The sequence below is a fragment of the Pedobacter sp. CG_S7 genome, from assembly GCF_040544395.1.
In the GTDB taxonomy this organism is placed as follows: Bacteria; Bacteroidota; Bacteroidia; order Sphingobacteriales; family Sphingobacteriaceae; genus Pedobacter.
This window is the reverse complement of the sequence record NZ_JBEONS010000012.1, coordinates 50,039-64,773: the sequence shown is the minus strand read 5'-3', so window position 1 is coordinate 64,773 and position 14,735 is coordinate 50,039. Positions and strand designations below refer to the sequence as shown.

Genomic DNA, 14,735 nt, shown 5'->3' with positions numbered 1-14,735 from the left:
GTTTAGGTTAAAGGTAAATGTTAAATTTGATCGGGTTAGGAGGAAAACAAATGTTTATAGAAGGCAAGTCCTTCACTGGCAAGTTCATCAGCACTATTGGCAAGTGGCCGCCAAATACTGGCAGCCCTGGCCAATTCTTTAGATGGCGCACCAAAAGTTTCAATAACGATTGCCCCTTTGTATTCAATATCCTGCAAAGCCTGTTTTATACCTAGCCAGTCTAAATTTCCTGTTCCAGGAGTGCCTCTATCAGATTCATTGCCTTGCAGGTGACAAAGGTCTTTACCTACTTTACGAATGGTATTGGGGATGCTTTTTTCTTCAATATTACAATGGAAAGTATCCAATAATATTTTAAGATATGGGCTGTCTACTTCCCTTATCAAAGAAAGCGCCTGGTCAGCAGTATTCACCATATCTGTTTCAAAGCGGTTTAATGGCTCAAGACCGACTATAACGCCAAATTCTTCAGCAACTTTTGAAGCTTTAAATAGGTTTTCTACACACCAATTTCTTTCTTTCTTTTTTTCTTCATCAGAAACCAATCTGGTTTTTCCAACTGCCGAATATACTGGTCCACCGAAAATAGGGCTTTCCATTTCGCTTGCAATTTTAATACAGTCGATGATATAGTTTAGTCCACCGGTCCTAAAGTCAGGATTATCACTAGAGATATCCCGCTCTGCACCAAATGCCCCACTTATAGTGATACTTAGCCCAACTTCATCTGCAATGCGCTTTAATTTAGGCCAGTCAATAATATTTTTATCCTCGACGGCTACTTCAATAATGTCGTAACCCATATCTTTAATCTTATAAATAAGATCAAAGGAACCCGTATTAAAAGGTGATACCCAAACGAATGTACTTACCCCAAATTTCATGTGAAATAAATTAAAATGTTTATAAAATAGCCTTTTCCTCTTCTACCAATTCAAAATCAGGAATGCTAACTCTTATTCCACCATTCATGGCAGACTCATGTGCACAAATCCCTGCACAAGTATAGTTTGCAGCTACATCTGCATCCACTGTAGAATTTCTGCCTTCAACAATGGCTGCTACAAATTCTTGAACTAAATGAGGATGTGAACCTCCGTGACCAGCACCTTGTAAAAAGGAAACATGGTTAGGGTCATCAATCTTTTCTCTTTTAGTAAAGTTTTTAATTTCATCAATCAAAAGATCATCTGTATCAGGTACATCTATGCGATGTGCATTTTCTCCACCATCAAAAATCACATGACTTTCATCTTGTAATTGTTCCCATTCAAACGACATTTTATCACCATATACATCATAACTTTCTCTATATTGACGCACTACATCAAACAGTGAACGGGTAGCTTCAGCCACAACATCAGAGTTTTTCAACTTAAAAGTTGCCGTTTCAACAGCGAATGGAGAATTGTACCGGCTAGCCAAATCATCACTTAGTTTACCTGAACCATGACAAACTACAGATTCAGCTTTGGTATTGTTGATGCGCAATAACGGTGAAATGGCATGTGTACCATTTAACATTGGCGGAAAACCTTTCCAATACTCACCCCATCCTTCCATACTCATATCCTGAATATGAGATCCTCTAACAAACTGAATTCGCCCTAACTTATTTGTTTCTGCAAGCTTAAGTCCGTACAAAAACTCACGTGTATAAAGCGCAGTTTCCATCATCATGTATACTTTGTTGGCTTTTCTTTTTGCTTCAACAATAGCGGTACAATCAGCAACAGTCATAGCCATAGGTATGGTGCAAGCAGTATGTTTGTTTGCATTTAAAGAAGCAATGGTCATCTGTGCGTGTTCCGGAACAGGGGTAACAATATGAATGGCATCTACATCCTCTCTTTTTACTACATCATCAAAATTGGTAAAACATAAATTTTCATCAAGATTGAACTTATTTTTTAATTCGGTTAAAGTATTTTCATTACGTGTACAGATTCCCACTGCTTTAACATTTGGATGCGCTTGATAAATTGGGATGAATTCCTTACCAAAACCCATTCCTATAATTACAACGGTGATTTTTTTCTGATCCATGGTCATTTGTTTTTGATATTATAATTTATATGTATTGTTGATTTAATATTAGTGATGAGCTACCCACTTTACCGCATTTATTAAAAGCTTCTGGTAATTTAAGATATCATGCGAAGCGGCATCATGTCCTAGCGCTATGGCTACTATCCTCGCTTTCGGATTTTTAACAACGAATATAGAAGGATAGGAAGTTTCAGAACCTGCATTTTTTGCTACTGCAAGCACTTCAATACCTGGTCCGGTTGCATCTAACTTATAATGGTATAATTCGTCTTTAAGCTCAAATTTCTTATCTACCCCTTTAGTAACAGGATGTTTGGTTTTGGAGAGTACTACCTCAAAATTGCCATAACTATCGTGGTTGTTTGTCCCCCCACTCACTATTTTCTGATTATAAACCGGCCAGTCTTTCCAATTATACCAAAGCGCAGCATGCGCCAATACAACTCCTTTTCCTGCGGCCACAAAATCCAATATAGCTTTACGCGTAGCAGCATCCTCAATGGGTTGATTGTTACTTAAAAAAAGGACATCAACAGTTGGTAAATGCTTGAGGATTTCTTTTACATCGTCAATATAGGTTACCTGGGCAAAATGATCGCTTTCAAGTGTTTTTACATCTGCGCCTTTATACCAGCGATCAAAATCATGAGAAGAACCACCGCCTACCATTAGCACGCGAATGGCTTTACCTCCACTTGCCGCTGCAACCCCTAAGGATAGCAGAACAAGTGAAAGCATTACAATTCCAGAATATACACGACTCATATAAAATGATTTATTTTTCATAAGATACACTATTTAGTTACACGAATAATACCGTTCATACCACGCCAATGACCTGGGAAAGTACAAACGAAAGGATAATCACCAGGAGTATTGGGTACTGTAAATTCCAACACATATGATTCACCAGGATTTAAAATTTTAGTTGAAAATAAAACTTCAGGTATGTTTGGAACATATTGCAGATCAGCGGCTTTTGGATTTCTTAACAAAGCATCGGCTGCAGCTCCTACTTTCTGAAGAGTCCCAGGCTTAATAATTAATAAATTATGCTGCATACCGTCTGGATTTTCAAAGCGAAGGGAAACTTTATCTCCCGCTTTTAAATTAATCAGCTTTTTATCATACTGCATAATATCCTTAACTACCCGCAGCACAATATTAGTGGTCTTTTTAACCGCTGGTTTTGGAGCAACGACTTTCTTTACAGGAGCTTTTACTACGGCTGTTACTTTTTTCACAGGAAATTGCTGCTCAATAGCCAAGCTAATTCTTTCGGTGAACGAGCCTTTTAATGCCGCACCTTGTTTTTTAGCCGCTTTCAAAAATCCCTCATGATGATTTACTGAAGCTGAGTAAAGGGCTTGCGACAACCATTTATCCTGCTCATTTTCTTTAATTAAGCTGGCATTATAAAGCAGCTCACCTACTTGATCTGAACTTGGTATCAAAGCCAAAGCCACAAAAGTTGCCAGACGAGTATTCAAATTAGGATCTTTCAATAAACCGTGACGATCGATAGCCGTTATGCCATTAGAATTCTTAGGCATAATTTGTACGGCAGCTTTTCTAACTCCTGCTGCAGGATGATCTAATGCTTTTTCTACAACTTGCAAAGCAGCTGTTGGAGCACCGTTTAAGTTAACCAAGCCATCAATAGTCCATAAAGCATGAACAGCAGGACTATTTAAACCAATTTCATCAACTTGTAAGTTATTTGCAATTTCATATAAGCCTGTAAGCGCTTCTTTATTTTGTGATTCTACTATTAATCGTTGAGCGGTAGTCCGCCAAAATTTATTATCATTCTTTAGCGCATTCAATAATCCAGGCAAATCAGTTTTAGATAGTTTTAATGGTGCCGCTGTTTTGGCGCCTTTATAAACAACACGATAAATCCGACCATGGTTAATATCACGTAAAGGACTTGAAAAAGCATTTCCTTTTCCATGAGGTAGATCTTTAAATGGTAAAATAAATTCTACGGGTGCTTGTGCGGGTACAAATACATTATGTTGGATAATAAAATTATACCAATCCGCTATCCATACAGCACCATCCGGACCTACTTCAGCTTGCACCGGACCAAACCATTCATCAGAGCTTGCTAAAAGATTCCATCCATCTTTCTCAACAAAACCTGCTCCATCTGGTTCTAAAATTGCATTATGAACCAATCGAACAGTAGGCTCCGTTACAAAAGCCATGCGATTCCAATATTCTTTTGGAAAATTTCTAGCGGTATAAAAATGATGTCCGGCAGCTGCTGTAAACCCTCCTACAACATCTACTTGTCTCAAATTTGGAGTCATGGTATGAAGGTCATAATGACCATCCAATTTTTGTACTGCTGAGATATATGGAAAATCAGGGTTTTTAGGCAATTTATTCTTAAGTAATTTTTCAGGCATCGAATAAAATGCACTGTGGGTATTGTTTGCAGTCGAAATAAACACGTTGTTATCTTCCGTCATTCCCAAACCCCAAGTGTTGTTACTCGTACCTGCTAAAAACTCAAAATCTTTCCCGTTAGGCTTAAAATTGTAAACCCCTTGTCGAAACTCTAATTTCTCTCCATTAATATCACCTTTAAAACCTGAGTAACCTGTTACTCCCCAAATTTTATTATCAAATCCATATTGTAAATTTGAAGGACCGGAGTGGGTATCATTTTTTTCCCATCCTGTCATTATTACTTGCCTTACATCGGCAACATCATCACCATTGGTATCTTTTAAGAATAAAAAATCAGGAGCCACAGCTACAATTACGCCCCCATTAGAAAAGACGATGCTTGTTGGAATGTTTAATTTATCTGCATAAATAGTAAACTTATCAGCTACACCATCCCCATCGGTATCTTCACAAATTTTGATACGATCATTAGCTAAACCATCAGTTTCAACAAAAGTATTCGGATAATCAACAGATTCAACAATCCATAATCTTCCTCTTTCATCCCATGCCATAGCAATTGGATTAATGATATCTGGCTCAGCAGCAAACAACTTAATATCAAAATCAGCTAGTACCTGAGTCAATTTATTAGACTCAGCAGGGGCCAATGCTTCTTGCATTTTCGGTACAATATGGCGCGCTGTAAATTTCGAGATGGTATCTGCATCATAAATATCAACATTAGGAATGTTCATTGCTTTAACTCCAGCAACGGCTTTATCTCCTACTGCCCAAAGAACACCATTTCTAACTAGATCTAAAAATCCTAAATTAGTCCAGGTTTTTTCATCATGACCATAAGCGGTATAGAAAACACGACCTTCACCTTGTTTGCGCACCCACGTATAAGGCTCCTTGGTATTGCCTTCCCTACGTTCCATCAAAACTGTCATATCTGGGTTTAAACTTTTATGAACATAGGTTTCATCCCACGTTTCAAATTCAGTTATACCTCTCATAACAGGATGATCTGATTTTAAAATAATTCCTTTAAAATCACCAGTCCCATGTGATGCAAACTCACCACCAATAGTTTGTTTATACCAAGATGAATTCTTGAAACAGCCAGCTGCAGAATGCAAAGGGATAAGTCCTTTACCACCTTCAACAAATTCTTTTAAGGCAGCTTCTTGTGCTGGTGCGATAGAATCATGATTAGCATAGATAATTAAACCATCGTATTTACTTAAGTTCTCTTTATTCAGATCCTTAAGATCAGCAGTATAGGTAAGGTTTATACCACTTTTAAATAATTTAATCGCTAACCATGGGGCATATTTATAAGAGTCATGATGGGTGCTGTTATTTCCAAGAAAGAGTACTTCTATTCTTTTTGGCGACACAGCGGTTTCACTAATTAGTGCACTTTCTTTATTGGTTACAATTTTTGGTGTACAACTCCCTATTATCAATAAAATGAGACTTAATGAAAGTAAAATAAAACTTGTCCGCTTTGGTATGGTCGCAGTTCTGATTTTAATGGAGCAATGTTTCTTTTTTTTAATTTTTGATATCATCATTTTTCTTATAGGTGTTTGTGTACTAATTTAAGATTGTATTAAAGATTTATCTTCTCTACATGTGAAAAGATCATGTCTTCTACACCGGCAATCTTTACTCCAATGCGGGCAAAGACATAATTCTGAGTAGGAGTCATTGCAGGTACATTAACCTGTAAGTTAATGCTACTTGCATTTGTAATGGCCCTTCCGTTTATCGTTGAAACTGCAATATTGTTTGCCGCAGAAACGAATAAAGTTTTATTAATATAAAGTGTTACATAATCTACATCTTTTGCATCAATATCCGTAATAATTTTGTCGAGTTTAAATACTCCCGAAACTGACGTTCCACTTCCTGTTAGTTTTACATTGCTTAATAGGTAATATGGAGTAACTTCAATATCTAATGTTTGTGAACCGCTAACTTTTATAGAAAGAGAATCAGGATTACCTGTTATAGTTTTTTTCCATTTAAATGGGCCTTGAGCATTAGGAATTACCATTTTATATTCGCCATCAAATAATAGCATCGAATATTTGCCATCCTGATCGAAAGTGCCGTTCATGGAACCTACTTTTCCAAACCCAAATTGATACAATTCATAGGAAACCTGGTTATATTCTACATTAATAGGCACTCCCTTATATACGAGTCTTCCACTTAATTGGGATCCAGGTGCATCGTAGTTGTCTTTTTTGCAGGAAAACAAACTCAATGAACACAAAAACAGGACTATATGTTTGATTGAAATTTTCATCATCTTTTTAATTTAAAACGCTATTGATTTGGTTGTCTAACGATTTTCGGATTATTGGTTCTAACATTATCATCAATCGTGGAGTAATAATTACCTAATTGGAATCTATTGGTCCCAGTAACTAATGCTGGTAACACAATTTTATAAACCCATTTTCCATTATTTAAATTCCCTGGATTATGAATTTTATAAGACCATAAGCCATAAGGCTGCGTATTTCTTTTTGTTGCTTGTCCAATGTTTGAAACAAGATTTGAAACACTCATGGCATTGCCATCCCAAACTTGTTGAGCAATTCTCCAACGCTTCATATCAAAAAGAATATGACCTTCAAAAGAAAGCTCCACACGGCGCTCATGAACAATCCGGTCAAAAGTTATTTCACCGGCCGTTAAAGGAATAATTAATCCTGCTCTTGCACGAACCTGGTTCATATAAAGCGCTGCAGCACCTTTATCACCTAATTCAAATGCCGCTTCGGCAGCATTTAGCAATACCTCTGCATAGCGGTACCGGATAAAAGGAACTTCACTATTTGTACCCCTAGAGCCTGCACCTGGAGATGGATCAAGGTATTTACGAATATAAAAACCACTTTGAGCTGTAAATTCTTTCCCACTTACCGGCCCATCAAAACCTACCACTTGAACGGGTGTGCTAGTTCCAGGCAAAGTTTTTTGTGCCCCTCTATCATCACCAGTAATAATGCTTCCATCTGCTAATTGATAGCCTGCCCAAATGTCTACTTTTCTACCTTTAAACTCAGTTCCTGGCAAAATCACTGTGCCTGCAAGTCTGGCATCACGACCTGCAAAAATATCCGTTTGATCTGTATAATAAATAGGATTACCTAAAATATCATTAGCCGGAATTGCGGCATAGGTATTGTCAAGTTTTTCAAAAGCCTGAACTAGGTTAAGAGATGGATTTAAACGACCACCCTCTTCCTCTTCTGCACCATAACGAGGTTGGTTAACTACAGTAAAGCCATGAACCTTACCACTTTTCAATTTAAAATCTTCAATAAAAATAGATTCTGGATTATTGTTTTTATCGAGAAAAATACTGGCGAAATTTTCAGATAAATTAGGCTTGCTATTATATAATGCATAAGTACCTGCCGAACCGCTTATAATTTCTTTTGCAGCTTTTAAAGCAATGGTGTAATAGGCATTGGACATGCTGGCAGGTATTCCAACCTCTCCGCCGGGTAGAGATACCTGAGCAGAATTAACACCATATTTTGCAATAGACCCAGCATACAATGCCGCTCTCACTTCCATAGCTAAGGCAGCACCCTTTGAAGCTCTCGACTTGGTATTTGCATCACTAGGTAAAAATCCCTTTATTGCTTCTGCTTCGCTAATTACAAAATCATAAATCTCAGATTCTTTTGATCTTGCCTTTTGAAGATAGGTAGGATCTCCTTTAAAGTCATAAAGCATCGGCTCTAAAATTAAAGGAACACCACCCATTCTTTTTACAACTTCAAAGTAAAAATTTGCTCTAAGGAAACGCGCTTCAGCCAGAAATCTAGCCTTATCTGAAGCCGATAAAGTTTTTGCAGCCTCTGCCCGAATAAGAAACAAATTTAATTCGCGGATATAAGCGTAAGAATCAAACCAATTAATACCCCATTCACCAAAACCCCAGCTATTTCGCTGAACAATATATGCTCTTCCATTTTCAGAAGGAAAGCTTTCGCTAAAATCGGCCATACTTGCCCAGTCTTTCACCGTCGAAAAATCTATCTGACGATTATATAGGTTTGCCAATATGGACAATACCTGTGCAGGATCAGAGAATGCTTGCTCATTATCAAGTATGGAGATAGGCTTAACATCCAAAAATTCACTGTCTTTTTTACACCCCCATGCACCAAGCATTAAAGTGAGTATAGTTATTTGAATAATCTTTTTCATAAAATTTGTTATAAAGATTTACTAAAAGGAAAGGTTTACGCCAAAGTTTATCACTTTGCTCTGTGGATATTGAAGTCCGTTCTCATCTGCTACCTCTGGATCAACACCAAAGCTTTTTAAATTATCAAATGAAAACAGGTTGTATCCATTAACATAAAACCTTGCTTTTTGAATCTTAATCTTGTTAATTAAAGTGCTTGGTAAGGAATAACCAAACTCAATCGTTCTCACTCTTAAATACTTAACATTATGAGCCCAAAATGTAGAACCGATATTATAATTCCGATGTCCGCCTTCATTAAATCTATTAGCGGGATATTTACCTGGAATCCATTTACTGTTTACATCATACATATCCTCCCGATGCCATCTATCTGTAAATATGGTGTTTAAATTACCATCATTTTGAAAGGCCCACCTTGTTTCATAGTTCTGATACCATGTGTAGCCTGCACCTCCAGAAAAATCAGCATGAAAGTCAAATCCTTTATAAGCTAATCCTATATTTAAGCCAAAATTGATATTAGGTTGTGTACCCACACCATAGCCAATTGGTCTTTCATCGTAACTGTTAATTTTTCCATCATTATTAAAATCTTTATAAATCAAATCTCCAGGAAGCATTGTTCTATTTCCTTGTCCATCATTATTAACCGGATAATTATTAATTTCTTCCATGGAAGCAAATTGACCAATCGTCTCATATCCCCAATTGATTCTAGCATACCGGTTTTCTTGAGAATTCCGATATTGATCCCATGAATTAAAGAAAACAGGATTATAAGAATCTAGATTTTTGGACCTGGAATAAGAAGCGTTGCCACCAAGAGTGAAATTTAATTCACCTGCATTGCCATTATAAGCTAATGATATTTCCTGACCAGTTTGCGCATCACTGTTCACGTTCTCCCGGGGCAAGCTATAGCCTAATTCACTTGGAACTAACACATCGTATCTTGTGCCAAGCAAACCTGTTCGTTTTCTATTAAAGTAATCGAAGGTACCTGATAGTTTGCCTTTGAAGAGACTAAAGTCTACACCTACATCGAATATTTTACTTTTAAGCCAGGATATATTTGTAATTGGAACACCCCTATCTCTTGACCCAACAACAGCTCGTCCATCTAAAATGGCAACTCCTTCATTATAATTATATCCTTCCAGGTAAGCAAATGGATCAACTAATCCTGCATCATCACCAAGAACACCATAGGAAGCCCTAAACTTTAGCTCACTAATAATTGGCTCATCACCTAAAAGGTTTTTAAAGAACCCTTCCTGTGAAACTCTCCAACCTGCGGAAACTCCAGGAAAATAACCTACGCGTTTATCTGGAGCAAATAAATAAGAGGCATCTCTTCTGGCAGATACATCTATAAAATACTTATTGGCAAAACTATAATTTAATCGTGCGATGTAACCGATCCTTGCTTCTCTATTTTCGCTATCATTATAAGAATCTGCTGTGTTAAAATAAATAAGCGGAAGCACATTAGTACTAGGTACAGCATGGATCCAATTTCGGAGTCTGTTATTGTTAATTCTTTCCCCCACTACCGTTGCATCAATATTATGGTTGCCAAAGGTTCTGTTATAATTCAATTGTAGCTGTGCACTTTGATTAATATTCTTTGCCTGCTCGCGCTCGCGCCAAGGGTTGGTACTACCTCCTGTAGCCAGGTAGGAATCATTTAATTTATTATAAGTATAAGTTTTATAGGTATACTCATGGTTATTTAAAACTTTATCAGCAATATAATAAGAATAAACTCCACTTAATTTTAAACCTTCCACTGCTGGTATTTGATATTCTGCTGTAAAGTTGGTTTGTAAAACACGCCAATCGTCACGATATCTACCCGCATTTTTATAATTAAGGTATGCCCAGTTGGTTTCATTATGTTTAATATCGTTCAAGTATTCAGGGTTATCATTGGCATAAGGTCTTTCCAGTGGCGTATTTCTTAAAATAGCAAATCGTGCCAACCAATAATCATCTCCTCCTGGCACCCCAGGATTTTCCCTACTTTCAATACGTCCATTTATATTGACACCCACCTTTAAGCCCGACGCAATTTTTGCCGTTACATTAGATTGGATATTAGTACGCATAAATTTAAATTCACGACCTAAAACAGAATTCTGATAAAGATGAGTACCCGATAAATAATAATTAATATTTTCAGAACCTCCAGTAGCATTTAAGTTTATGGAATTAAGTGGTGCATTATTTTTTAAAATAAAATCTTTCCAATCAAAACTCTGATAACCTAATTCAGTACCGGTTTTATATTTATCTAATTCTGCTGGTGTAATTGTTGTACTTCCATATCGATTAATTTCTGCATCTGCCCGATATCGCATATAATCATAAGAGTTGTCTAACACATTAACAAATCTTGACCAATTTTGAAACCCCATATAAGAGTCAATATTGATGGTGTTAGGTGTATTTAGTGCACCTCTTTTTGTAGTGACCACTACTACTCCATTTGCAGCACGCACACCATAAATTGCAGCAGAGGCATCCTTTAACACGGTAATACTTTCAATATCGTTGGGAGCCAAATTATTAAACTGACCAGCATCTTGCTGAATACCATCAATAACATATAGCGGATTACCAAGGTTACGTATCTGAATATTAGCGCTTGCTCCTGGTCGTCCATCTGGCATACGGAAAGTTACGCCGGGTAGTTTTCCTGCAAGTGCTGTTCCTACAGTAGATCCACCGTGTACACGCCCAATATCTTTTGACGTAATTGTAGAAATAGCGCCGGTTAGGGTTTCTTTCTTACGGGTTCCATAACCTACAACAACCACTTCTTCTAATTTACTGGCTTCGTCAAGCAAGGTGATATTAGTGATATTGGTTTGTCCTTCTTTCAGAGTGACCGTTTTACTAGCTCCTATAAAACCTATATAATAAAAGCTAATGGTATAAGTTCCTTCTGTCAGGTTGATGAAGCTGTAATTACCTTTGGCATCAGTAGCCTTGGTTTGTTTTATGGAACCATCAATTTTCACCGTTACATTAGAAAGCGCGATGCCGTTGTTATCGCTTACTTTTCCATTAATAATACCGGTTGGTGCTTGTGGTGGCGGAAGTAAATTTCGCCCGTTTCCTGCCATGCTTATCTGAAGGCATACTGTACTCAACAGAATAATGGTAAGGTTAATACGCATGCTCATCTGTTTTGTAAAAGCCGGCTGGAGTCGAAATATTCTCGAATTCCTACCCTGCATAAATTGGTTAGATGTATAAGCGGCAAGCTTATACACCAATAAATAGTAAAATTTCATACATCAAATATTTGGTTAGTAAGTTGATTATCAAATATGACGTTTTAGGCTTAGGTTACTCAACAGATTTGTATCAGAACTTCCTCATTTTGTCTCAATTTAAATGGGAACTCGGAAAGTTATGAGTAAAAGAACCACACGTCCTTTCCTTATCCTTGGTAGGTGGTTGGTAGGTCCTTGGCAGGTCTAATTGACCTACCAAGGACCTACCAACCACCTACCAAGGACCTACCATGGATCTGCCAACTTTAATTTGAAAAAATGCTCAATTATAGAATAATCTTTAGGTTTTTTAAAAATCGATTGAAGAATTGACTTTCACTAGAAATGGCGTTACCACAAAAAAAACTATAAAATTATTTATTACGAGCAGCAAACATTAATTTTAAAATTCATGTAACTTTTAAGGGCTTTCTGGTACTAATGTATACAGAATCAAAAAACACTTTGGTTCAGGAAATACCCGATTTCTATTAATAACTTAATAATTAAGCATGCTCCGTGTAAATAATATAGTAAAACAATACGCATCGCACCTTGCGCTGGATAATGTAAGTCTGGAGGTTGAAAAAGGAAAAATCTATGGTCTGCTTGGCCCAAATGGTGCCGGAAAAACATCACTCATCCGTATCATTACTCAAATAACGGCTCCAGATAGTGGCGAAATACTGTTTAATGGAAAAAGATTAAATACAGATCATATTTCGCAAATTGGATACTTGCCTGAAGAACGTGGCTTGTATAAAAAGATGGAAATTGGTGAACAGGTACTTTACCTGGCTAAACTGAAAGGTTTAAGTACTGCTGATGCTACCAAACGCGTTAAATTCTGGTTTGAGAAATTAGAAATGGGTAGTTGGTGGAACAAAAAAGTGGAAGACCTGAGTAAGGGTATGCAACAAAAAGTGCAGTTTGTTGCCACAGTACTCCATAATCCTGAACTTATTATCTTAGATGAACCTTTCTCTGGTTTTGACCCTGTTAATGCGGAAATTATTAAAAACGAAATCCTGGAACTTAACCGACAAGGGTCAACTTTCATCTTTTCTACCCATAGAATGGAATCTGTAGAAGAATTATGTGATAACATTGCTCTGATACACAAATCTAAAAAGATTCTGGATGGTGCTGTTGATGACATTAAAAATGATTACCGCAATAATACCTTTTGGGTAGAATACTATGGCATTCATGACCTTCCACACTTTTCGTCTGAATTCAATGTCCTTGAAACCGATATTACCAAAGGCAACACCAGAATAAAGGTGCAACTAAAGCCAGAACAAAGTGCTAATCAATTGTTGACTACCTTATTGCCTTATGTGTCTTTAAGCAGGTTAGATGAGGTAATACCCACAATGAATGATATTTTTATTGACAAGGTTAAACAAAAAGACTAAAAGCTATGAACAAAATTTTACTCATCATACAAAGGGAATATTTATCAAGGGTTAAAAAGAAATCCTTTATTGTTATGACCATGCTTACTCCTATCCTTATTGCAGGTTTTTATGGTTTAATATTCTATTTTTCCATTCAGGGAATTAAAGGTACAAGCAACAAAATTGCTGTAGTTACTGAAAACAAAACTTTAACAGAAAAACTTCCTTCTAATAAAAACAGGACTTATGAGTATGTTGATCAATCGCTTAAAGAGATGAAAGCCTCTTTAAAGAATTCTAGCTATGATTATGTGTTGTTTCTCCCAGAATTTGATTTAAACCACCCAAAAGGGATACAAGTACTGGGCACTAAACAAGCAGGACTTGCTCTTTCCAGTAACATTTCGGATGATATTGAAGAGCTGATCAGGATTCAAAAGCTTAAAGCTTCAGGTATCTCACAAGATGAACTTGATAAACTAAAGACATCGATTGACATTGATACCAAGAAAATTAACGAAAAGGGTCTGGAAGAAGATTCGAGCGCTGGTGCCAGTACCATTATTGCCTATGTTTCTGGTATTTTAATGTTCATGTTCATCATGCTTTATGGTGTACAAGTAATGCGGGGCGTTATTGAAGAAAAGACAAGCAGGATTATAGAAATCATGATTTCTTCGGTTAAACCTTTTCAGCTAATGATGGGGAAAATTATCGGTATTGCACTTGTTGGTCTGACCCAGTTTATTTTATGGATTGTACTTACTGCATCTATTTCTACCGTGGCGGTTAAAGTTTTTGTAGACAAAGATGATTTGAAACAGGCTACCAGTGTTTCTGCAACCCCATTAAAAGGAACCCCTGGTGCAGAAATAGCAGCCAGCAATGCCAGTCCGTTCAATGATATGCAGAAAAGTTTGGCAAACCTGGAGATCACTAAAATATTAACTGTGTTTATATTCTTCTTTATTGGTGGTTATTTATTCTATAGCGCACTTTATGCCGCTATAGGTTCGGCTGTTGATAGTGAAACCGAAACGCAGCAATTTATGTTTCCGGTAATGATGCCCTTACTTTTGGGTTATGTGCTCTCTTTGAGTGTAGTAACCAACGATCCTTATGGTCAAATGGCTTTTTGGCTCTCTATTATCCCCTTTACTTCTCCCATTGCCATGATGGTGAGACTTCCTTATGGTGTTCCAGATTGGCAGCTGGCTTTGTCGATGGGCTTATTGATTGTAGGCTTCATAGGCACTGTATGGGTAGCGTCGAGAATTTACCGTGTGGGGATATTAATGTATGGCAAGAAAACCAGTTTAAAGGAAATGGTTAAATGGTTTACCTATAAAAATTAAAACG

Annotated in this window: 9 protein-coding genes; 2 read left to right on the top strand and 7 right to left on the bottom strand. The window is 37.0% G+C overall.

Annotated elements, in window-relative coordinates:
* Positions 1 to 35: 35 nt before the first annotated feature.
* From AAKU52_RS08695 to AAKU52_RS08665, 7 genes are read right to left on the bottom strand one after another with little or no spacing between them, the layout of a single operon-like run.
* Positions 36 to 884 (bottom strand): sugar phosphate isomerase/epimerase family protein, encoded by an 849-nt coding sequence (locus AAKU52_RS08695; protein ID WP_354332374.1) that lies wholly within the window; start codon positions 882 to 884, stop codon positions 36 to 38.
* 19 nt (positions 885 to 903) lie between these two features.
* Positions 904 to 2,046 (bottom strand): Gfo/Idh/MocA family protein, encoded by a 1,143-nt coding sequence (locus AAKU52_RS08690; RefSeq protein WP_354332372.1) that lies wholly within the window; start codon positions 2,044 to 2,046, stop codon positions 904 to 906.
* A 48-nt stretch (positions 2,047 to 2,094) separates the two neighbouring features.
* Positions 2,095 to 2,835: a ThuA domain-containing protein gene (locus AAKU52_RS08685; RefSeq protein WP_354332369.1), complete on the bottom strand. Its 741-nt coding sequence runs from the start codon at positions 2,833 to 2,835 to the stop codon at positions 2,095 to 2,097.
* An 8-nt stretch (positions 2,836 to 2,843) separates the two neighbouring features.
* Positions 2,844 to 6,029 (bottom strand): PVC-type heme-binding CxxCH protein, encoded by a 3,186-nt coding sequence (locus tag AAKU52_RS08680; protein ID WP_354332367.1) that lies wholly within the window; start codon positions 6,027 to 6,029, stop codon positions 2,844 to 2,846.
* A 38-nt stretch (positions 6,030 to 6,067) separates the two neighbouring features.
* The gene (locus AAKU52_RS08675; protein WP_354332365.1) at positions 6,068 to 6,772 is read right to left on the bottom strand and encodes a DUF3823 domain-containing protein; all 705 of its coding nucleotides are present in this window, start codon (positions 6,770 to 6,772) and stop codon (positions 6,068 to 6,070) included.
* Positions 6,773 to 6,789: 17 nt separating this feature from the next.
* Positions 6,790 to 8,691 carry a RagB/SusD family nutrient uptake outer membrane protein gene (locus tag AAKU52_RS08670; protein WP_354332363.1) on the bottom strand — a complete coding sequence of 634 codons (1,902 nt, stop codon included), beginning with the start codon at positions 8,689 to 8,691 and terminating at the stop codon, positions 6,790 to 6,792.
* A 21-nt stretch (positions 8,692 to 8,712) separates the two neighbouring features.
* On the bottom strand, positions 8,713 to 11,994 hold the full coding sequence (locus AAKU52_RS08665) for a SusC/RagA family TonB-linked outer membrane protein (protein WP_354332361.1): 3,282 nt from the start codon (positions 11,992 to 11,994) through the stop codon (positions 8,713 to 8,715).
* 494 nt (positions 11,995 to 12,488) lie between these two features.
* Between AAKU52_RS08665 and AAKU52_RS08660 the strand changes: the two genes are divergently transcribed.
* A complete protein-coding gene (locus AAKU52_RS08660; RefSeq protein WP_354332359.1) occupies positions 12,489 to 13,394 on the top strand; it encodes an ABC transporter ATP-binding protein in 906 nt (301 codons plus the stop codon).
* A 5-nt stretch (positions 13,395 to 13,399) separates the two neighbouring features.
* Complete coding sequence (locus AAKU52_RS08655; RefSeq protein ID WP_354332357.1) at positions 13,400 to 14,731, top strand: ABC transporter permease; 1,332 nt, start codon at positions 13,400 to 13,402, stop codon at positions 14,729 to 14,731.
* Positions 14,732 to 14,735 lie beyond the last annotated feature (4 nt).